This window comes from Brevibacillus sp. AG162, assembly GCF_006715575.1.
Taxonomy (GTDB): domain Bacteria; phylum Bacillota; class Bacilli; order Brevibacillales; family Brevibacillaceae; genus Brevibacillus; species Brevibacillus brevis.
In genome coordinates this window covers 136125-157701 of sequence record NZ_VFNO01000011.1, presented here as the reverse complement: position 1 = coordinate 157701, position 21577 = coordinate 136125, and the positions used below count along the sequence as shown (strand labels likewise).

Below are 21577 nucleotides of genomic sequence, written 5' to 3'. Positions count from 1 at the left end.
ATTCACTATATGAATGTTCGTATTTAGCGTTGACATGGGGAGTCTCGTTTAGTAAACTTAGATTGTTTCAGGCCCGAAAAGACATGATAATATCAGGAGGTGTTTTTCGATGTCAACTGTCGTTGTCGTCGGAACCCAGTGGGGCGATGAAGGTAAAGGTAAAATTACAGACTATCTAGCTGAAAGTGCAGAGGTAGTGGCTCGTTATCAAGGCGGTAACAACGCAGGCCATACCATTATTTTTGATGGTAATAAGTATAAGCTGCATTTGATTCCATCCGGAATTTTTTATAGTGACAAGACCTGCGTAATCGGAAACGGTATGGTAATCGATCCGAAGGCATTGGTAAAAGAGCTGGAGTACATTCACAGCTTCGGTTTTTCTACAAGCAATTTGAAAATCAGTGATCGCGCGCATGTGATTCTGCCGTACCACATCAAGCTGGATGGCGTAGAGGAAGATAGCCGCGGTGCTAACAAAATTGGTACGACCCGTAAAGGTATCGGACCTGCATACATGGATAAAGCTGCGCGTATCGGTATTCGTATCGCTGATTTGTTGGATCGCGATGAGTTTGCTCGCAAGCTCGAGCGCAACCTGGCAGAGAAGAACTTGCTGCTGGAGAAGCTGTACAACACAACTGGCTTTGAGCTTCAAGAAATTCTGGATGAATACTTGGCTCTGGCAGAAATCATTCGTCCTTACGTAACCGATACATCTGTTGTCCTCAATGATTCCATTGATAACGGCAACCGCGTATTGTTTGAGGGCGCACAAGGCGTATTGCTCGATATTGACCAAGGTACGTATCCGTACGTAACGTCCTCCAACCCGATTGCGGGTGGCGTGACTATCGGTTCCGGTGTAGGACCAACCAAGATCCACCAAGTAATCGGGGTTGCAAAAGCTTACACGACGCGTGTAGGTGACGGTCCGTTCCTGACTGAGCTGAATGATGCAACTGGCGACCATATTCGTGAGGTTGGTTTTGAATATGGTACAACAACAGGTCGTCCACGCCGTGTAGGCTGGTTCGACAGTGTAGTCGTTCGTCATGCTCGTCGTGTCAGCGGTATCACCGGTTTGGCGATCACCAAGCTGGATACATTGTCTGGCATCGAGACACTGCGTATTTGCACAGCGTACAAATACAATGGAGAAATCATCGAGTCGTTCCCGGCAAACCTCAACCTGCTGGCGAAATGCGAGCCAGTTTATGAGGAGCTGCCAGGTTGGACAGAGGATATCACAGGCGTTCGCAATCTGAACGACTTGCCAGAAAACGCTCGTCACTACATTGAGCGCATCACGCAACTGACTGGTATTCCAATGTCGATCTTCTCCGTAGGACCAGATCGTGAACAAACCGTCGTTGTTCGTGGCATTTACGGATAAGCTATCGACTATATAATAGAAGAAAGCTGTCGAGCATTCGGCAGCTTTTCTTTTTTTTCAAGGGACAGACACGAAACGACACCCTCTGGGCATATGGATAGACATAGGGAGAAATGGAGAGGTGATCATGATGATGGGTTTTGGATTTGACCAAAAGGCCATGAAGCTGCTGGGCAAAAATGTACAGGTGAAAATGATCAATGGCGTCGTCATCAAGGGAACCATGACTCATTTCAACAATGGCTACCTATGCTTTATCACCACATACAAACAACAAAACGACGCCGAGAAAACGAAAATACGCAGACTTGCGTTAAAAGACGTTACCTCGATGCAAGAGGTGTGAGTCCCCGATGCCCATAACGAAATAAGCCATCTTTCCTAGTCATTTAGGAAGATGGCTATATTTATTTTAAATCATGCCTCCATACGATCGGATGATCTCAGTCGCAAGATCACCTTGTTCCTCTGGTACGACTGCCGTTAACAAGACACTGCGATTCAAATTGTCATCGCCCCGGTCTGCCATGCCGCTGGCGTCAGGATCTACTGCTGCCATGACACTTGCATCCCTGCCGCTTGGGAAGTCAGCTGCCAGTGTAAGGTTACCCAAGCTGGGAAAATCTCCGGATATGGGATTCAGGATCTGTTCATTCCCGTCACCAGGGAATTGTCCGATTCTGTCGATCTGAATGACGGAAAAACCAGCTTGTCGAAGTGCTTTTTCTGCCTTTTTGGCATCCTCTTCGGTGTGAAATCCTGCAAGAATGTTACGTTCCTTCACGCATATCAGCCTCCAGATATGATAAATGCTACCAATTGTTTGTACATATAGTGACTCTGTGTCTATTTTTTTATTCGACAGCAATTTACACTTGATGTTGTCGTTAATCTTATGGTAAAGTCGACATAGTTGGTTTCTTTAGGCAATTTGGCAGATAAATGGAAACTAAATTATGGGTTATTCGACCTAGTCAATATATTAAAAATTTTCAGGAAATGGAACGAGCAAGTTGTATCTGTTTTCAGGAGGGACAAGTTATGCATTGGTCAGAATGGAAGGCCAAGCTGCAGGAACGGTCATCACGAATCGTTCGAGATTGCAGTGATCTGGCGAAACGTACAATGAAACGTACAAGCTCTTACATCCAGTCGCATAAAAAACAATCGCTATCAGTTGCGGCAGGTCTAGTTTTGACGATTGCTGCTGGAGCATCTGCACAATACTATTACACAAGCAATGTCAATTCTGTCTACCATGTCAGTGTGAACGGCAAAGAGATTGGCGTGGTAAACGATCCAAATGTGATTCATAACTGGACAGCAGCCAAGCTGGAAGAGGAAAAGGAAAAAACAGGCCTTAACTTGCAAATGGCTGACTATATCACATTTGAAGAAGAGCGTGAATTCAAGGCACCGTTCAATAACGATGCCGCTGTACAAGCTCTGGCATCCGTAGCGGATCTCAAGGTTCAGGGCGTTAAGCTGACGATTGACGGCAAAGTAGTAGGGTACCTGCCAGACCAGCAAGCGGCTGATCAAGTACTGGCTGAAGTGAAGCAAAAATTTTCCGGAGTTCCTGCAACGACAGGGAAAAAGGCTGTTGTAGCAGCAGCATCCACAGTCCCAGTCAAACCGAATCCGGTAAAAGAAGTCGCATTTAAAGAAAACGTAGAGATGCAAACCGAAACAGTCGATGCATCTCAAATTTTGTCTGCCGATAAACTCGAGGAGTTGCTGGTAAAAGGCACCTTCAAGGATATGAAGCACACGGTCGTAGAAGGCGATTGCATCGGTTGCATCGCGAAGAAATACGGCATTACATCAAAGGATATTTACGCCAACAACCCAGGTGTTACGGAAAATACCGTCCTTCAATTGGGACAAGAAATCAATGTAACCGCAGTGCGTCCGCTGGTTACTGTACAAGTCAAAGAAGAAGTGGATCAGCAAGAGGTTATTGCTTTTAATACCCAAATTAACAACAATGACAAGATTCCTAAAGGCGAAACAAAAGTCGTACAAGAAGGTAAAAACGGCAGTAAAACAGTTAAGTACGAAGTTTTGAAAGAAAATGGACAAGTAGTCAATCGCAAAGTCATCAAACAAGATGTAACTGTGCAGCCTGTAACCAAAATTATGGAGCGCGGTACAAAAGTTATCCCATCGCGCGGTACAGGCCGTTTGAGCTGGCCTGCTAGCGGATATATCAGCAGCGGCTTCGGCAAGCGCTGGGGCAGCATGCATAAAGGAATTGATATTGCCGGTTCTGGTTCTGTCATGGCGGCAGACAATGGACGTGTCACATTCGCTGGTTGGAATGGTGACTATGGAAAATCGGTTATCATCGACCACGGCAATGGAATGAAGACATTGTACGGTCACATGAGCACAATTAGTGTGAAAGTCGGCGATGTCGTTAGCCAAGGAAAGAAAATAGGCGTAAAGGGTTCGACTGGACAATCGACCGGCGTCCACCTGCATTTTGAGGTTATACAAAATGGACGAAACCAGAACCCGATTCGTTACTTAAATTAGACTAGTAATTTCTGGATGAGAAAGGGCAACTCTTAGGAGGGGCCCTTTTTTTGCTGGCAGGGATTGAATGCCAAGCCCTTCTTTACATGGCGTACATGGTGTATTGTAGAGGAATAGTGATAGTCGAAGTGGAATCCTTGAAGAGGCAGTTTAAGAGGAAACAGGCGACTGTTGGAACACGTACTTTTAGAAAAAGGAGGGCGCAGGATGGCAAAACTCCTCGTAGTTGACGATGAAAAACCGATTGCAGATATTTTGAAATTCACGTTTGAAAAAGAAGGATATCAGGTCGTATGCGCCTACGATGGTGATGAGGCACTTGTCGTGGTCAAGGATGAACGACCGGATCTGATTTTATTGGATGTTATGCTTCCAGGCAGAGACGGAATGGACGTATGCCGAACCGTTCGTCAAACGTATGATGTTCCGATCATCATGCTGACTGCCAAAGACTCTGAATTGGATAAAGTACTCGGGCTGGAATTGGGCGCGGACGATTACGTGACGAAGCCATTTAGTACGCGTGAGCTGGTAGCCCGCGTAAAGGCCCATTTGCGCCGTAACCGCCCGAAAGTGGAAGAGAAGGATAGCCAGCATGTACTGCGTGTGTATGAGCTGGAAATCGATTTGAACTCGTATACCGTCGAAAAGGTGGGAGAAGCATTAGAGCTGACGCACCGTGAGTTTGAACTGCTGGTGTACCTCGCTCGCCATCAGGGCCAAGTATTGACGCGAGAGCATCTCCTGCAGTCGGTCTGGGGATTTGACTATTTTGGCGATGTGCGGACGGTAGATGTGACCATCCGTCGTTTGCGGGAAAAAATCGAGGATGATCCAAGCCAGCCGAAGTACATTATCACGCGGCGTGGTTTGGGCTATACATTACGCAATCCCGGCATGGGAGGCCAGCCTGGATGAGGCGGCTGTTCAAAACCGTTCAGTGGAAAATGGTCATCATTTACATGCTGTTGATTTTGCTTGCGATGCAATTTATTAGCGCCTATTTTGCTCGGGAAGTCGAGAGCTACTACATCAACAACTTTTCCGAGGCCTTGAATGGACAAGCCAGTTTGTTAGCGAGTTTGCTGGAAAGCGATTTGCGTCCGCATGACGGGAAGGAATCAAACGCCGAACAAAACCGCCTGGACATCGATAACCTGATCAACAACCTGGTAAAAATCAATGGAGCGAATGTGCAGGTCATCGATCAGACAAGAACGGTGGTTGCGACGACGGAGGACAAAAGTACAATTGGACAGCGGACCTCGCAGCCTGAAGTGACGGTTGCCCTGCTCGGGACGCGCAGTGAATCGATGCGGATCGACCCGAAGACGGGGGCGCGGGTGAAAGTATTGGCACTACCTGTTAAGGGCGATCAGATCGTATACGGTGCGGTCTACATGATCGCTTCGATGGAAGGCACTTATGCGACGATTGGTAAAATGAACGGCATCTTGGGGACAGGTACGATGATCGCAATGGTCATTACGGCGGTGCTCGGGGTCGTGTTGGCCCGCACCATCACCAAGCCTGTGAAGGAGATGACCCGTCAGGCACGATTGGTGGCAGATGGGGATTTTAACAGTAGTGTACGTGTCTATAGCGATGATGAAATAGGCCAGCTCGGTATGGCCTTTAATCATATGACCTTGCGTTTGCAGGAAGCCATCTTGCAGCAAGAGGAAGAGCGTGAGAAGCTCGCGGGAATCTTGAGCAACATGACGGATGGTGTCATTGCCGCTAACCGCAATGGACAGATCATCCTGTTTAATCGGGCGGCAGAAGATATGTTGCAGGTGACGATGGCTGACGTCCTTCTCAAGAGACGTACCTTGTACGATCTATTGGGTCTGCCGCCAGAGGATGAGATGTCGCTCTATGCGCAGGAAGAACCGCTTATCATTGAGATGACGCTGCCCAATAAGGAAGAAGTGATCCTGCGTGTGACGTTTACGCCCTTGCAGCACGATAGCAAAAAAATGGGTGGGATCATCGCTGTCGTAGCAGATGTGACAGAGCAGCAGCGACTGGAGCAGCAGCGCCGCGAATTCGTGGCGAACGTGTCGCATGAGCTGCGGACACCGTTGACGACTATTAAAAGCTATGTGGAAGCGCTGCTGGATGGCGCAGTGGAAGAGCCAGAGCTGTCCCAACGGTTCTTGAAGGTTACTTCGTCGGAGACAGAGCGCATGATTCGCTTGGTAAACGATTTGTTGCAGCTATCACGTTTTGATTCGCAGGGGGTTCGTCTGCATTGCAAGGAAGCGGACATCAATCGATTGCTTCGCTATGCTGCCGATCGTTTTTCCATGTTCAGTGAGCAGCAGGAGGTTCAGCTCAGCCTGGATATGCCGAGCAAGCTTCCGCCGGTTTATATTGATTTGGATGCGATCAATCAAGTATTGGATAATCTTTTGTCCAATGCGATCAAGTATACGCCTCAAGGAGGCACCGTGGTTCTCATGGCAAAAGAGAACCACAAGCAAAAGCGGGTCCAAATCTCCATTACCGACACAGGAATCGGGATTCCCAGCCGCGATTTGAAGCGAATCTTTGAGCGCTTCTACCGCGTAGATAAGGCGCGTTCGCGTGGTCAGGGTGGAACAGGCCTGGGATTGGCGATTGCCCGCGAATTAGTACAGGCACACGGTGCAGATATCGAGATTACGAGCGAATGGAACGTAGGAACGACAGTCACGTTCTGGGTGCCATTTGCCCAAGGAGGAAAAACGGGATGAAGCGGATGCTAGAGCCTGCCAAGACCGTCTTACTCAATCTGCTAGTGCTAGCCAGCTTTGTTTTGACAGCGATGTTGTGGTCAAATCAACCCAACCTTCAATTTATTGAGCCGGCAGAGTATACGCAGTCAAAGCCCGTTCAGGAAAAACAACTCGAACAGCTCGTTACGCCGGAATCCGTTGTTTTTCACTATGGGGAAGATCGCCATACGAAAGCATCCGCAACCGATGCTCCTTACAGTTTGATCGTGCGAGAAATGTCGAAATGGATCTTCCTCGATTTTTCTCCGCTCACCATCTCCAATGAGAAATGGGAAGATATTGCCCGGGAAAAGATGGGTTTGGAAGTGCGCTTTCGGAGCACGGTTCCCTTGTCAATTGTAGGTCGGCTGGTAACCTTTCGGGATGAGTTTGACAACCGAATGAAAGGGATTGACCGATTGTGGTTGTACTACGAGAAGGACGAGGATGTCGTCTACGCGTTATTTTTGTCGACTGAGGAAGGTCGAATGATGCGTTCTCGAACGTCAATCAGCCCTAAGGATTTGCGAGAATCGTATTTGGCTTCTGGTGATTTAATGCCTGAGCAAATCATGAAAATCGTCAAACCAGAGCGAAGTTTCGTAGATATGGAAGGGCCTGTACCGATATGGAACACCTATTATTTGCCCAAGAATCAGATGCGCATGCAGCAATTCCGTTACAGCTATGTACCTGTTACGAACGATAGACTGATCGAGTCCTACTTTATCGATCAATCGCTCGTCAGACAAATCATGGAGCGGGACAAAACGGTTATTTTTACAGATGGCAGCAGATCGATTCAATTAAGATCGGAGCAGCAGGCGTTCACGTTTACTGATCCGGCGTATCAACAGCGGGATCAGGAGCTGTCTGATGAAGAAAAAGTGCAGAGTGCCGTTACCTTCATGAATAAGCACTTGGGCTGGCTTGATGACTACCATTTTGAACGAATCAAGAAGAGCTACAATGAAAAAGACTTGATCACGTTCCGCCAGTACTTGGGGGCGTATCCCTTGATCAGTGTAGGGGAGGACAAGCAAATCGATACGATCCAAATTACCTCAGAAGCAGGTCAGGTTGTGACGATGAGTCGTTCGCTGCTGGATTTGGACAAGTATATCGATAACAAAGAGTGGACGGTTATGTCTGGCCCGGAGCTGTATCAATATATCCGCGACAAAAAGCTGGCGGACACAGAAAAAATCACCAATGCTTATTTGGCTTACCAGACCAAAGTAGGTGAAGGATACGTGGACCTGATGCCAATCTGGGTTGTGGAATTGGCGAATCAGGCGAACCTGTATATTTCTGCGCACACCAATCAGGGAGGAGGGAAGGCGCATGGATTGGAGTAGGACGAAGACGATTCTGATCTGGGCCTTTCTACTCCTCGATTTGTTTCTCCTGTATCAGGTGTACGTGACGCGCATTAGCCTGTGGAATGACAAGGAAGTCGCGCAGAGCGAGAAATGGAATACAGAGCTGTACTTGAATCAGCAAAATATCACATTGGATACAGAAGTGCCGCAGGATACACCGGAAATGTCCAATTTGGATGCGGAGTATATCGGAATTAATCCGATTTCCTTGCATGAGATATCAGGACTTCAGGCGACGGTAGAAAAGATGGCACTGGCTGCCAAGCTGGACCCACCGATGCAGATTCGTGGTCAACTGAATCCTCAGGAGCTCTTGCGTCAAATTGGGCCGAGGCTGATTTATTCCGATCAATACGTAGCCGATCCGTATCAATCAAATCAAGCGCGGCTCTTGTATTGGCAGGTCTATGATAAAATGCCAGTATTCGTCGCGCCGTTGGAAATGTATTTGGACAACGGAACAATACTGGGCTACAGGCAGACCTTTTTCCACCTTCGCAAGCAGCAGGGGGAACGACAGGTGATCTCTGGTTATGCGGCACTACGCTCTCTGGTGGACAAGCAAATCATTTCACCAGGGGAACGGATTGAGAATGTGAGCCTGGGTTATTACGGTTCTTACGATGCGGATATTCAGACGCTGGTGCCTGTATGGCGCGTGGTTCACGATGGCAAATGGCATTTTGTCAACGCGATTACAGGAGCGCTGGAGCGTCCGATGGTAACGCAGCGTTGAATAGATAGACAGCCTGGGAAAGATACGGGAAGAGGGATGTTCGGTGAGATTTAGTGTGTTGGCAAGCGGGAGTACGGGCAACGCCATTTACGTGGCAACAGACCGTATTTCTGTATTGATCGATGTAGGCATTACAGGAAAGCAGGCAGAAGCGGCACTGGAGACCATTGGCGTCAATCCAGCGGAGCTGAGTGCCATTCTCGTCACCCATGAGCACGTCGACCATATTAAAGGAGTCGGCGTCATGGCGCGGCGATATGGATTGCCGATTTACGCCAATGAAAAGACATGGTCGGAGCTGGATGGGCAAATCGGGACGATCAAAGAAGATCAGCGACGCTTCTTTTCTGTGGGGGAAAAGAAAGAGTTGGAGGACTTGGGCATCGAGTCATTCGGAATCTCGCATGATGCCGCCGAGCCGATGGGCTTCTGTTTTTATCACGGCAAGAAAAAGCTCAGTGTCGCGACTGACCTGGGGTATGTCAGCGATCGGATCAAGGAGACGATCCGTGGAGCAGATGCGTATGTGTTCGAGTCCAATCATGACGTTGAGCTGCTGCGCATGTCCCAGTATCCATGGAGCATCAAGCGACGTATCTTGAGTGATGTCGGGCACTTGTCCAATGAAGCGGCGGGCGATGCTTTGCTCGATTGTTTGACAGGTGGAGCAGAACGCGTATACCTCGCCCACTTGAGTAAGGAAAACAACATGATTGATTTGGCTCGACTGACGGTCAAAAACATCTTGGAGGAGCGGGGGCTGTCTGTTGGTGACGATGTGCATCTGCGCGATACGTACCCGGATCGACCTACCAAGCTGGAAGAGCTATAAGATTGGTTTGATCCCTGCTTGACGACTGGCGATGCGCTCTGTGAGCTTAGAGTACGTATCGAGTTGAAAGGTCAATTGTGTATCGAGCTCATTCACTTTGGCAGTCAGCTCGTCATGTGTCAGCAGTCCTTTGGCAACTAGCAGCTCGATAAGGGCATGCAGGACAAGCGTATTGTGGTAGTCTACTTCCTGTAGGTCGGCCAGCTTGGCGATGAGGTGGACTTCTTTCAAGTCTATCAATCCTTTCTATTTGGTTTGTCAGGAAAAGCTTTTAATCTATCATATCCGTGCTCTCGGAGAAATATTCCGGGAGCTTTTTTCTATTCCACAACCTTTCCATAATTCTCACGCCATTTTGCCGAAAGCGGGTCGTATACTAAGGGTGTCAAAAGGAAACAGACATCAACGAATTCATCATGCAAACCAATTACGGTGCATGTCATTGTGTATACGAGCATGAAAAACCTGCAAAGCTAGTAATGGTAGAAGTTAGAAAGGAGAGTATGAATCATGGGTTTTTATGATGATTTAACTCACGTGGAGCGAAAAAAACAACGCGGTTCTAACATTGGACGTATGGTCGTGACGTCTGTAACGTCCGCGGTAATTGGGGGGATGGTCGTCCTGCTCACGCTGCCGACTCTCTCCAATGCGGGATATATTAATATGGTTGAGCCTGGAACAGAAAATGCGCTAAGCAACAGCAAGTCCTCCGCTTCTAGCCTGTTTGCTAAGCCAGTATCTGTAAGTGTAGGATCGGGTACAGTAGAAGCGGTGAAACAAGTAGAAAATGCGATCGTTGGTGTCATCAACATCGGTCAGCGCAGAAGCAGTTGGATGCAGAATACGATGGATGTCGAGCAGGGCCAAGGCTCTGGTGTCATCTTTGAGAAAAAGGGCGGAAAAGCCTACATCGTTACCAACTACCACGTAATCGATAAGGCGCAAAAGCTGGAGGTCGCCCTGCCAACAGGTGAAAAAGTACCGGCGAAAGTGGTCGGTGCCGATGGTTACAACGATCTGGCCGTACTGGAAATCGACGCCTCCAAGGTTACGGACGTTGCTGAGTTTGGTGATTCTTCTACCTTGCAGGTGGGCGAACCAGCCATTGCTATCGGGAACCCGCTGGGTATGCAGTTCTCCCGGACCGTCACACAAGGTATCATCAGTTCCAAGGAACGCTCCATGCCAATGGACTTTAACGAAGATGGTCAGGATGACTGGGAGCTGGATGTCATTCAAACAGACGCAGCGATCAACCCTGGTAACAGCGGTGGTGCTCTCGTAAACATCGAGGGTCAGGTCATCGGGATTAACACCTTGAAAATTTCCAAAGCAGGGGTCGAAGGGTTAGGTTTTGCCCTCCCGATCAATGATGTCAAAGTGATCGTGGACCAGCTGATGGAAAAAGGCACGCTAGAGCGTTCTTACCTCGGTGTGCAGCCACTCGACTTGGCCAATGTGCCGCGCTACGAATGGAAAGAAACCTTGAATCTGCCTGACAGTGTGAAAGCCGGCGTCGTCGTGCAAACAGAGGTAGGCAAATTCTCTCCTGCGGGTGAAGCAGGCTTGAGACAATTCGATGTCATCGTCAAGCTGGACAACAAGGACATTTCCAACAGCGCTCAGCTGCGCAAGTATTTGACGATGAGCAAAAAGCCGGGCGATACGATGGACGTTACGTACTATCGTGACGGTATCCAGAAGACTGCCAAAGTGAAGCTGACCGCTCCGCCACAGCAGTAAGAGGTACTGACCATTTTGTGGGAGGCATGTGAAGGAAACAAACTTTGACGGGCAATTCCGGGATGCATTTTGTCCCGTTTGCATATATGCAGTATCTGAAGTTCCCCCCTCTATCTATTTTTAAATAGATCCCTTCTTAAGAGCGCCGAGCTGATACGGCGCTCTCTTTTTTTGTTGGTCGATCGAGCTTTCGGTGGGGGAGAGAAAAAAGAAGAAAACGCTCAAGTTCTTGGGATACCTGCCGGGAGGCGGTTCTGCCCAGCTCCATGTAAAAAAAGAAACCCGCGTCCAAAGTCGCGCAGCTGCGCAGTATCTCAGAGGTGGACGCTAAAGGCAGGTTTCTTTTTTTCCATTGCGCTTCGGTTGGTATCCCAAAGACTTTCGCTTTTTTCTTCTTTTTTCTCTCTACAGCTTTCAATGTCCGTCGAAGGTTAAAAAACAAAAGCTATAAAATACAGAGGATTATGCTTGGAAACTCATCGATGTCTTTTTGGTGGATTCATTTGTTTTGTTGCTGTTCTGGGGTAGAATAGGAAGCGACATTATTGAACGGAAAAGAGGTATTTGATATGGACATGAAGATGAAGAGCATTCAAATAGAAGGTAAGGAAGTTGAGCTGTTGGCGGAGTATCCGGTGCGGTTTGCTTGCATGGAGCATTTGGAGCAGGAGTTGGATGATTACGTAAACGATTTTGAGGCGGCGCCGGATACGTATGCGGTACAGGCGATTGAGGGTGATGGAGTAGACAAGCGTTGTCGGGAATGTGGAGAGCCTGGGCAGATTGCGCTTTTGAAAGAGAAGGGAATGTAGGATCATGCAAATTTCGATTATTACGGTAGGGAAGCTGAAGGAGAAGTATTTGCGTGAGGGCATTGATGAATACAGCAAGCGCCTGTCTGCTTACTGCAAGCTGCAAGTGATCGAGGTCAATGATGAAAAGGCGCCGGAAGAGATGAGTGCGGCGGAGATGGAGCAGGTGAAGCGCAAGGAAGGCGAGCGTATCCTAGCGCAGATCAAGCAGGATCAGTATGTAATTGCGCTGGCGATTGATGGGCAAATGTGGTCGTCGGAGAAGCTGTCTGCGGAGATGGACAAGCTGGCTTTGCATGGACGCAGTCAGGTGGCGTTTGTGATTGGCGGGTCGTTGGGGTTGTCCGATCAGGTGTTGAAGCGGGCGGATGCGTTGCTGTCGTTTTCGAAGATGACGTTTCCGCATCAGTTGGTGAGGTTAATACTGCTTGAGCAGGTTTATCGGGCGTTTCGGATTAGTCGGGGGGAACCGTATCACAAGTGACGGATAATTTTTTTGTGAATTACAAAGAAAAATGCACTAATTTTTGGGGTGAAATTCTTGGCTAAAGGTAATAAAGACAGGTCAGCTGATGTTACACTGAAGGAGTATTTACAAGAGGTTAATCAAAAAAGTAGAAGCAGTTTTCATACTAAGTTTGCTCGTTTTTGCGAGATGTACGGATATGATGTGTCTACAGAAAATCCATTCAAGACAGACCCAAGTAATCCTAATACAGAATTTCAGTTTAAATGGGAATGGTACCCTGTCTTTAAGGCTTTGTTTAAAGATAATGATAAACATCCATTTTTTCAACGTAACCGACAAGTAGAAAACATAGTGTTGGACGAAATTACCGATTATTACAGTCAATTGCTTAATAATATAGAGGAGATCCCAGATTATATCCAACACGAAATTAAAACTCATCTAGCATATCAGAATACCTTAAAAGAACGGTATGTATTATCCGACATCGCCCAGAAACTAGCTGAATTTATTAGTGCTATGCAAATAATTACACAACAAGAGCGACCTGATCTAATGGTCGCAATTTATAAACAATTAGACGAATGGATTTATAATGCATTTACAAATAATTATATGCTCAATTTAGCAAAGAGGCAGTATAAGAACGAAAATGAGAATATTTTTAAAGATATGTATCTAAAGTCAAAACAAAGTGGACAAAGTAAAGAACTTATTAAGCAACTATTTCAAGAAGAAGACTATTTGAGTCAATATCAAAAAGTAAGCGACTTAAACGAACTTCTCAATTTTTTGCTTAAAGCTAAAATTATTAGTACATCATCAAAGGATCATAAAAAAAGTCAAGAAATAGTGGCTGTTTTTAGTCCCAATGAATCTCAAGGTAAATATAGCCCAGAGGATGACAGGCAATGGTATGATCTGATGTACGAACAACTGATAAACATACCTGAAGAACATAAAGAACATTTGTCCAATATAATAAACAGTATCAAGCGTTGCAAATATCGTGAACTAACCGCTGAATCAAATATCGCTCGCATACTAGAAAGTAAAGTTCAATTTTCCAGAGAAGAACTAGACCAGGAAAGAAGAGCGGCAAAGGAAAAACGTCGGCAAGAGCTACTTGATACGATTAGTTACTGTAAGGAAGAGCTAGAGCAGCTTGAACAAGAGGATGAATTTTTGCAGGGTGATCCTGAGATTATAAGGGCAATGCAACAAGATTATCTAAACTTCTGTGCACGAGTAAAAGAGCATTCAAAGAAATATGATCGTGCTTCAAGTTCTTTCTTTGCGCAACTGGTTGCTCCGAATTTGAAATCCAACACGGAAAAATGAGAGGGAAGGTACATTATGTGCCTTCTCTTTTGTATATTGTCCAACTCAGAAAAACATGTTGGACGATATAAAAACCCGAAAGTGATTACCTTTATGATAATACTTGTAAGTTATTCACGGACAACTAATCAAAGTATCGTCGAAGAAAAAACGCCTATTAAGTTTCAAGTGAAACCCGGGGCACATGCAGACGAAATAGGCAAATACAAAAGGAACGGCAACCATTTTAGGAGGATCTATTATGAAAAAACAAGTTAAATTTACCATCAAGGTTCAATGTAAAGTAGAGCAACGCACATACGAAATGCTCGATGGCAACCCTCGCGTATCCACGAGTTGGAAAATGGAGACTCTCCCTGTACTTACTTATGTCGACCATCAGATCGAGTGTGTTACGAAAACCGTTATTGGTAGGGTGGGCAAGTTTAGAGTTAAATCTGTAACAATTTGCCATCATCCTGTGGCAACTATTAATGCTGACACTACTGTCCATGAAATAACGTGTGAACTTCCGATTATTTATTGTTTGGCTGAAAATGTAATCCAGTTAGAACAAGCATTGGACTTTGCGATTAAACGTGTTGCTGAGCATGTCTATGTTGATGGCGATTTCACCCTGCTCGATACAATTCAATTGGCATTAGAAAAAGAGATTAACGAAGTGTTCTTTAATTTATGGGGAAATGATGTGAATGTCGTTCGTGCCGAGGTCGATGGTTCAGGGTGGTTGTCTGTCCGCCTGTTTAGTAAGAGCGAGGATTCACTATTGGCCTTCTGGATTCCAGAAAATTCAGTCGTTATTGACTAATGATAGTCTAAATAAGTTTTACCAAATTACAAAAAGGTGGGTACCCTAATGCCAAAAGCAAATAAAGAAATAACTGAATTAGAGAAACTGGGTAATATGCTGGCTAATGAGATAACAAGTGTGGTTATCAATGAAAGTGAATACCTAGTGGAGGTTTTTGCTCAGATTAATGGTTACAACGGTTACAAATTTAGTGAGCTCGGTGAAGGCGAATTAAAAGATTCAGTACTGCAAAAGACTGCATGTTTTCTAAAAAATATCAAATATGCAACATCTGTTGAAAAGACTGCAACGGAGGTTGTTGCCAGTTGGATACTAACCCGACCTATAAACATAAAAAGTTTAACTCTGGATCAACAGAAAACTATCGAGATTAACGCAAAGCATTTTATTGGTCATAACGAGCTGCTTATGGTTGACGACGTAAGTTTGATGGTTATGACTGACCCTACTACCTATGGAGATGACTATGTAAAGAAACACATTTTTTTGCCTATCGTCCACAATAATTTACTTGGCATTGACTTTGAGTACAAAGTGGAAGCCCTAACAGTGAGTTAAAGCCAGAATATCAGTCGAGTTTATTGCCATTTAATATCGGAGTGGTGAGCAGCGAGCTGACTACTCCATGCAAAACATTTCTGGATATAAATTAGTTTAGAAAAGGGGTAATTTCCAAATGAAAATTTCTGTTCTGATCAATAAATATGGTGTCGAAGGCGCTGAAAAATTTATCGAAGATTTCGTGAAAGAATACAGGATCAAATTTAACCTCTGGCTTGGATTGAAGTATGTAGACACGTTAGCATACTTTATGCCCTACTATCGCATTCTTGTCCAGGACCCACAGGATGAATTACAACGTGAAATCCTTACAGAAAAGATAAAGAGGGCTTTAACCCTCCACCATGTTGAAATTGAAAATGGCTTAATCACTTACCATTGCGAAGCTTACGAAGGAATGCCTGTTATTACTCTAAACCACGTAAAAGCGGTTACAGACCATTTTGGGACCGATATCAAAGAACAATTGTCACGTCTGGAAGTTAAGGATTATCAGTTGCAATTTATGATTAACCAATTAGACGAGGATGTTAATGATTTTAGTTGTGACGATGAAGAATAGCTTCTCAAGATTTTCTTTCAGGCAAAGAGGGTACTTTTCATTCTTTCCGCCTAACTGACAAAACTCGCTAATTAGACAAAAAATTTTCCAGGCGAAAGTTGAAAACATCGGACTCCATCAATGCTCATTAGAGGAGTAGCGAGTGGTGAGCGGCAACTCAACTCACCACTCCAATTTACACCATGTTACTTCCAGTCACCCTAGACCATTATGATAAACGGAGGGTAAACCCATGACTACAGTAATAAAGATGATTCACATAAAAATAACAAACATCCCAAACGGTGAGCAATCCGTCTTGATCAATCATATCTCTTCATATATTCAAAAACTCGATAAAAAACCAGCTTCCATTGAAGTCCAAGACGACGCCATTAATATTTCATGGGAGTTCAAGGATGCATCATATGCAGATAAGCTCTATGAATATCTAACGCAAACGGTAATATCAATGAACTCAACAAATAAAGAGAATTTCCAATATTAAGGGAAGGTCGACTAATGAAACAAAGTATCTCGGTACTCAGTACAGTTCCACTAACACATGCTGAATTTATAGCTTTTGATGAAAACCTAAAACAAGGCGAATTAGTAGTTACAGGGTTCGAGTGTCTTTTGGAAGGTTGCTTTTCAACGCCTGAAGGCATAAAAGAGTTCCGAAACTACTTCTACCGAACAAACCACGTTCCGAAAGCAATTGTAATTCCCGAGAACTACCAAGAAAGCGTAAAAGCAGTTTTCGAATTCACTGGGCAGGTTAGGGTTCACTCTGAAAAAGAGCTGATCGATCTCTTTGCAGATATAGTGAGTAAATTGTCTGTAGATATCTACTTTGAAGCAAAAGTTATTCTTCAACTGGTAGTGCATCATGAGAAGGCTACATTTCCATGCAAACCATACTATATCCGGCCGGTCCCAATTGAAAATCTTCTGGAGGACATGAAGCAAATTAGAATTTGTTCAAGAATTGATTCCTTTAGGGGTTTGCACATAGCCGATCTACCAGCTGATGCTAAAGAAATTTGGAAAAACCAAATTCTCGAGTTCCTCGAACGACTGGAGCAGAAGCCTATCTCAGTTGAAGTCCAGAAAAATGAGATTATCGTAGAATGGGCTGGAACAAATGTAATACAAGCTGAAAGATTGTTTTACTACCTTGCATCACTTTCAAATTCGGGTGTATAGGATAAGGCTTGTGAAAATCTGTCTATATATAAGTATCTATGGGACTTTGGCAAAGGGGCACATTCCCCTTTGTCCCTAACTACACGATGTAACAGAGAGGGATCACAATGGATCAAAATATCTTTGAAGATGACATTTCAAACAACAACAAAACAACCAACTATGAACCAGATAATTCTAATTCTACACTCCAATCCTATGCAACTTGGTATGCCGAACAAAACTTTCCCATCATACCACTATGCCCTCATGATCATGTTGGTATGAGCGATCATCACATCAGCGTTTGCAGTAAACCAGGAAAAACACCACTACTGAAAGGTTGGTCACAGCGAGAAGTACCTTCCTTAGAAGAGATAGAAAAATGGCATCGATACTGGCCTAAAGCAAACATAGGTCTTATTTTAGGCAGCATATCGGGCTTGGTCGCTGTTGATGTAGATGGAGAGTTTGGAGAACTTACGCTGGATGATTGGAGTCAAGGTGATTTACCCCTCACATGGGAGTTTACGACTCCAGGCGGTGGGCGCAGATTGATTTTTGCTATCCCTGAAGGAATTACACTGACAAAACATTCTCAGGTAGATCGCAGCAAGAATCACGAAGAGTGTGCTTTGCTTGGGGAAGGCCAGCAAACAGTTGTTCCGCCTTCCATTCACCAAAACGGAGGTAGCTACGAATGGGTGGAAGGCAGAGCTCTGTGGGACATCGAATGTGCCCAAGCACCTGAATGGTTGATTCAGAAGATGACGAAAAAACAAACGTCAGCCAATAAATCGACCGGACAACAGGACCGAGTGGAAATTGACGCCATTCAAACCTTATCAGATAAGTGTCCTATGTTTCAGCAGGCATTGCAAACACAAAACGAGACGGGCTTATCTGAAGAAGAGTGGTTTCTCTGGGTTACACTGCTTGTCAAAGCTGGACATTCAGAAGATGCTCTACTTTTCTCTAAAACATCAAACAAACATGATGAGCGCAGTTACAATCGAGTAGCAGAATTAAAGTGTTCGGGTAATGAGACGTACGGACCAACACGTTGCTCAACATTTGGTTGTGATGAATCTCAGATTAGACGCTGCTTTGGGAAAATTAGCACCAATAAACATAATGAAATTACAAACAGCCCTGCCCTTTTCTTCAAACAAAAAACAGAGGAATCCACTTCACGAGGAGTTGAGAAGTGGATTGAAATTGCGAAAAAGACAAAATACCAAATTGATGAACATGGCAATTTGTGCGTGATTTCATTCAAGAAGGATGGCTCTCAAAAACGCACACCGATCGCAAATTTTTTGGCGAGAGCAACGAAGCAAGTTTGCAAGGATGATGGGGAAGAAAGGAAAATGCACTACGAATTGGAGGGAGTAATACTCTCAAATCAACAGAAGCTCTCTCCTATTCTAGTACCAACTGTTGATTTTCCAGGAATGACTTGGCTTCATCAATGGGGACTCGCTCCTAACATTGAGCCTGGCCAATTGGCGAAAGACCAGGTTCGGCATGCCATTCAATCCTTTTCACAGGATATTACAGAAGAAAAAGTATATACCCATTTAGGATGGCGGAAAGTCAATGACAAGTGGTGTTACCTTCATGCGGGTGGATGTATTGGAGTAGGTGATGTAAAAGTGGAAATCGATCATCGACTTAGTAGGTACAAATTGCCTGAAAAAGTGGATGATCCAATCGCAGCCATGAAAGCAAGCCTCAGTTTGTTGGATCCTGCACCTAAGAAGGTTACTTTGCCTTTGTTTGCTCTGAGCTTCCTAGCCCCATTATGCGAGTGGCTCCGTTCTATGGATCTGGAACCAGCTTTTATAATCTGGCTACATGGAGAAACAGGGTCACGAAAGTCATCGCTAGCTGCCTTGTTTCTATGTCATTTCGGTATTTTCTCTACTAAAACTCCTCCGGCTAGTTTCAAGGATACAATGAATTCTTTGGAAAAAAGAACGTTCGAGTGTAAAGACTCCATTCTCTTGGTGGACGACTACCATCCAGCAAGTAATCCACAAGAAGCCAAGAAGATGGAACAGATTGCTCAACAACTGATGCGGAGCTACGGGGATCGGGTCAGCAGAGGAAGAATGCGGCAGGACACCTCGTTGCGACGAGATTACCCTCCCCGGGGATGGCTCTCATAACGGGAGAAGACTTAATTGGGGGCCAATCCAGCAACGCTCGCTATGTCAAAACAGAACTTCGCCCAAACGAAATCGATCTAGCAAAACTAAGCGAGGCACAGTCTCAATCAGGCCTGCTCGGGCAGGCCATGCATGGATACTTGGCATGGCTGGCAAAAGCTATGGAAGAAGTACCAAATAGTGAAGTAGTCTCACTTTTCAATTCAAGAAGAAATTTGGCTCTGCCTAGTCAACAACACGGTAGATTGGCAGAGGCCACAGCTTGGCTCTTTCTGGGGCTGCATTTCGGACTTCAGTACGCCCATAGCATTGGTGCAATAGGGTCTTTAGAGAAAGAACACTTGTTGGATGAAGGTTGGGAAACGTTTCTCACCCTTTCTCAGCAGCAAGGAGAGCAGGTCAAAGGTGTAATGCCAAGTACCCGTTTCCTCAGCGTAATCTCTGAACTACTTGTAAACAAATCCATCCATACTCTGTCAACTGAAGCAAGGGCTGATGATCTCTCGATTGTTCCGTCTAACAGCACACAGGTAGGATGGCACGACAGAGACTACTACTATTTCCTCCCTGATGTGATCTACAACACGGTTTCTAGCTTTCTGGCTAGACAGGGAGAACATCTCCCTGTAACATCTAGCACACTCTGGCAACAGCTGGAGCAGCAGGGAATTATCCGTGTAGAGGAAGAGGAAACGGACGGAAAAGCGAGAACACGCCGACTAATCAAAAAGAACGTAGGCAACAATTATCGTCCCAGATTGCTTTGGCTCAAGGCTGATCACATTCGAGGCGATGAAGCAGGTAGGCGAACTGTTAAAAGAGGGAGCCAAAGACCCATTCCCGGTCACCAGTCGCCTGAAATGGAGCAACTCTTCGACAACCAATAATGGGGCAATGCCCCTTGGCACTAGCAATCATGGGGCGTCAACTATTCGATACAGGTCAAGGAGTTGGAGTGATTCCGCCCCAAAAGCCCCCAATAAATTGATAAATACAATAAATAATACTCCCTCCCCCTGACGAAATAATCCCCACTCTACAACGGCGGCAGGGGGGGCGGGGGGCACACGAAGGGACAGCTTGATAAAGTATCAGAGAAGAATAGTGGTCCATTGCTGAGAAATTGGTGGGCATCACCACTGATTAAGGGCTTGGGTACAGGCTGATGACACCATAGTTCCAAAAAAAACGAAATAAAAGAATATTCAGATATTTAATATTACCTTGAATCTGGTTCTAATACCGGAACAGGGGGGATTTCCTTGAGGATTATTATGACAACTGTTGACGTCGCCATGTTGCGTCAGGCCAATGCATTACCACTTGACTACATGAACTACTTGGAAGAAGAGTTTCTCGGCCTTTATCAAGCTCTCGGATGCGGTGAAACATTAGATGGTTGGTCTCTTGCCAGAGATGGCTACATGGTCGTCATCGAAGCGGGCGATAACAACCTACAGCCAGTCGGTCTCCGGTATGGATTACGCCAGACCATGCCAGAGTTTGTGGAACTGGTCGAAGCAGGCAAACAACTCATCTACCGGATCGGTGTCCTTTACGACAATGATTTTATGATGTTGTTTTACTCGATGGTCGGTATCCATGACGTTGAAACGGAAACTTGGTTGCAAGAACAGGTAAATCAGAGCGAGAGGATGGTGAAGGCTGATGAAATGCAATAAGGCTGCTACGGAACTCTGCTACTCTCAGATGCGCGATGACCAGTTGCTTGCATCCATTGTTTCTGAAACATCAGCACAATACTTGCTTAACAAGTACGGCAATCTAAAGGAAGTGTTTCTCTACACCTATCAGCAGGAGCTCGAACGGATTCCAGGCATCGGGAAAACAAAAGCATCCCAGCTAAAAGCAATTGCTGAACTGGTATCCCGAATCATACAAGGAGAGCAGAAGACAAAAATCTTTGTACGATCACCCAAAGACATTATGGACCTCGTTTCAGATATGCAATTGCTACGAGTCGAGCAATTTCGTGTATTGTATTTCAACACGAAAAACAGACTCATGCACATGGAGACCATTACACAAGGAACGATAAACGCAACGGTAATCACACCAAGAGAAATCTTTTCACCTGCTGTTCGGCTTCTGGCTAGTTCTGTTGCTCTGGTTCATAATCATCCATCGGGTGATCCTGCACCTTCTTTTGAAGACAAAGAGGTTACCCAACGGATTGTAGAGTCAGGTGAAGCGCTTGGTATCTCCGTCCTCGATCACGTCATTGTTGGTACCGGCTCCTACTATAGCTTCAAGGAACAAGGAATGGTGCTGTAGAG

23 protein-coding genes are annotated in these 21577 nt (G+C 45.4%); 21 read left to right on the top strand and 2 right to left on the bottom strand.

Going from position 1 to position 21577, the window contains the following annotated elements:
- Positions 1 to 109: 109 nt before the first annotated feature.
- Positions 110 to 1396: an adenylosuccinate synthase gene (locus FB479_RS25575; RefSeq protein ID WP_142067189.1), complete on the top strand. Its 1287-nt coding sequence runs from the start codon at positions 110 to 112 to the stop codon at positions 1394 to 1396.
- Positions 1397 to 1526: 130 nt separating this feature from the next.
- Positions 1527 to 1742: a hypothetical protein gene (locus FB479_RS25570; RefSeq protein WP_020477510.1), complete on the top strand. Its 216-nt coding sequence runs from the start codon at positions 1527 to 1529 to the stop codon at positions 1740 to 1742.
- A 66-nt stretch (positions 1743 to 1808) separates the two neighbouring features.
- Here the strand turns inward: FB479_RS25570 and FB479_RS25565 are convergent, their stop codons facing one another.
- On the bottom strand, positions 1809 to 2264 hold the full coding sequence (locus FB479_RS25565) for a hypothetical protein (protein ID WP_142067188.1): 456 nt from the start codon (positions 2262 to 2264) through the stop codon (positions 1809 to 1811).
- A gap of 173 nt (positions 2265 to 2437) precedes the next feature.
- Between FB479_RS25565 and FB479_RS25560 the strand changes: the two genes are divergently transcribed.
- The 6 genes from FB479_RS25560 (at position 2438) to FB479_RS25535 (ending at position 9643) form a co-directional block, all read left to right on the top strand.
- Positions 2438 to 3934: a LysM peptidoglycan-binding domain-containing M23 family metallopeptidase gene (locus FB479_RS25560; protein ID WP_142067187.1), complete on the top strand. Its 1497-nt coding sequence runs from the start codon at positions 2438 to 2440 to the stop codon at positions 3932 to 3934.
- A gap of 207 nt (positions 3935 to 4141) precedes the next feature.
- A complete protein-coding gene (yycF, locus tag FB479_RS25555; protein WP_142067186.1) occupies positions 4142 to 4852 on the top strand; it encodes a response regulator YycF in 711 nt (236 codons plus the stop codon).
- Positions 4849 to 6672: a cell wall metabolism sensor histidine kinase WalK gene (gene walK / locus FB479_RS25550; RefSeq protein WP_142067185.1), complete on the top strand. Its 1824-nt coding sequence runs from the start codon at positions 4849 to 4851 to the stop codon at positions 6670 to 6672. The genes yycF and walK overlap by 4 nt, the downstream gene beginning before the upstream one ends.
- Positions 6669 to 8051 carry a YycH family regulatory protein gene (locus tag FB479_RS25545; protein WP_142067184.1) on the top strand — a complete coding sequence of 461 codons (1383 nt, stop codon included), beginning with the start codon at positions 6669 to 6671 and terminating at the stop codon, positions 8049 to 8051. Before walK ends, FB479_RS25545 begins: the two co-directional genes overlap by 4 nt.
- Complete coding sequence (locus FB479_RS25540; RefSeq protein WP_106656840.1) at positions 8038 to 8811, top strand: two-component system regulatory protein YycI; 774 nt, start codon at positions 8038 to 8040, stop codon at positions 8809 to 8811. Before FB479_RS25545 ends, FB479_RS25540 begins: the two co-directional genes overlap by 14 nt.
- Positions 8812 to 8854: 43 nt before the next feature.
- Positions 8855 to 9643: an MBL fold metallo-hydrolase gene (locus tag FB479_RS25535; RefSeq protein ID WP_047070261.1), complete on the top strand. Its 789-nt coding sequence runs from the start codon at positions 8855 to 8857 to the stop codon at positions 9641 to 9643.
- On the opposite strand, the gene FB479_RS25530 is transcribed toward FB479_RS25535, so the two are convergent.
- Positions 9638 to 9874, bottom strand: a complete 237-nt coding sequence (locus FB479_RS25530; RefSeq protein ID WP_106656839.1) for a hypothetical protein — start codon at positions 9872 to 9874, stop codon at positions 9638 to 9640. The genes FB479_RS25535 and FB479_RS25530 overlap by 6 nt on opposite strands.
- Before the next feature lie 279 nt (positions 9875 to 10153).
- On the opposite strand from FB479_RS25530, the gene FB479_RS25525 reads away from it, so the two are divergent.
- From FB479_RS25525 to radC, 13 genes are all read left to right on the top strand, one after another.
- Positions 10154 to 11389, top strand: coding sequence for a S1C family serine protease (locus tag FB479_RS25525; protein WP_142067183.1), 1236 nt, complete (start codon positions 10154 to 10156; stop codon positions 11387 to 11389).
- 569 nt (positions 11390 to 11958) lie between these two features.
- The gene (locus FB479_RS25520; protein ID WP_142067182.1) at positions 11959 to 12201 is read left to right on the top strand and encodes a CxxH/CxxC protein; all 243 of its coding nucleotides are present in this window, start codon (positions 11959 to 11961) and stop codon (positions 12199 to 12201) included.
- A gap of 4 nt (positions 12202 to 12205) precedes the next feature.
- Positions 12206 to 12685 (top strand): 23S rRNA (pseudouridine(1915)-N(3))-methyltransferase RlmH, encoded by a 480-nt coding sequence (gene rlmH, locus FB479_RS25515; RefSeq protein ID WP_142067181.1) that lies wholly within the window; start codon positions 12206 to 12208, stop codon positions 12683 to 12685.
- Positions 12686 to 12742: 57 nt separating this feature from the next.
- Complete coding sequence (locus tag FB479_RS25510) at positions 12743 to 14011, top strand: hypothetical protein (protein WP_142067180.1); 1269 nt, start codon at positions 12743 to 12745, stop codon at positions 14009 to 14011.
- A gap of 241 nt (positions 14012 to 14252) precedes the next feature.
- Positions 14253 to 14819, top strand: coding sequence for a hypothetical protein (locus FB479_RS25505; RefSeq protein ID WP_142067179.1), 567 nt, complete (start codon positions 14253 to 14255; stop codon positions 14817 to 14819).
- A 48-nt stretch (positions 14820 to 14867) separates the two neighbouring features.
- Complete coding sequence (locus tag FB479_RS25500; protein WP_142067178.1) at positions 14868 to 15380, top strand: hypothetical protein; 513 nt, start codon at positions 14868 to 14870, stop codon at positions 15378 to 15380.
- Positions 15381 to 15498: 118 nt separating this feature from the next.
- Positions 15499 to 15945, top strand: coding sequence for a hypothetical protein (locus FB479_RS25495; RefSeq protein ID WP_142067177.1), 447 nt, complete (start codon positions 15499 to 15501; stop codon positions 15943 to 15945).
- 232 nt (positions 15946 to 16177) lie between these two features.
- Complete coding sequence (locus FB479_RS25490; protein WP_142067176.1) at positions 16178 to 16432, top strand: hypothetical protein; 255 nt, start codon at positions 16178 to 16180, stop codon at positions 16430 to 16432.
- Between the two features lie 14 nt (positions 16433 to 16446).
- Positions 16447 to 17130, top strand: a complete 684-nt coding sequence (locus tag FB479_RS25485) for a hypothetical protein (protein WP_142067175.1) — start codon at positions 16447 to 16449, stop codon at positions 17128 to 17130.
- A 107-nt stretch (positions 17131 to 17237) separates the two neighbouring features.
- A complete protein-coding gene (locus tag FB479_RS25480) occupies positions 17238 to 19280 on the top strand; it encodes a bifunctional DNA primase/polymerase (protein WP_142067174.1) in 2043 nt (680 codons plus the stop codon).
- Positions 19268 to 20167, top strand: a complete 900-nt coding sequence (locus FB479_RS25475; protein ID WP_142067173.1) for a hypothetical protein — start codon at positions 19268 to 19270, stop codon at positions 20165 to 20167. Before FB479_RS25480 ends, FB479_RS25475 begins: the two co-directional genes overlap by 13 nt.
- Before the next feature lie 375 nt (positions 20168 to 20542).
- A complete protein-coding gene (locus tag FB479_RS25470; RefSeq protein WP_142067172.1) occupies positions 20543 to 20962 on the top strand; it encodes a hypothetical protein in 420 nt (139 codons plus the stop codon).
- Positions 20949 to 21575: a RadC family protein gene (radC, locus tag FB479_RS25465; RefSeq protein ID WP_142067171.1), complete on the top strand. Its 627-nt coding sequence runs from the start codon at positions 20949 to 20951 to the stop codon at positions 21573 to 21575. The genes FB479_RS25470 and radC overlap by 14 nt, the downstream gene beginning before the upstream one ends.
- The last annotated feature ends 2 nt before the right edge of the window (positions 21576 to 21577 follow it).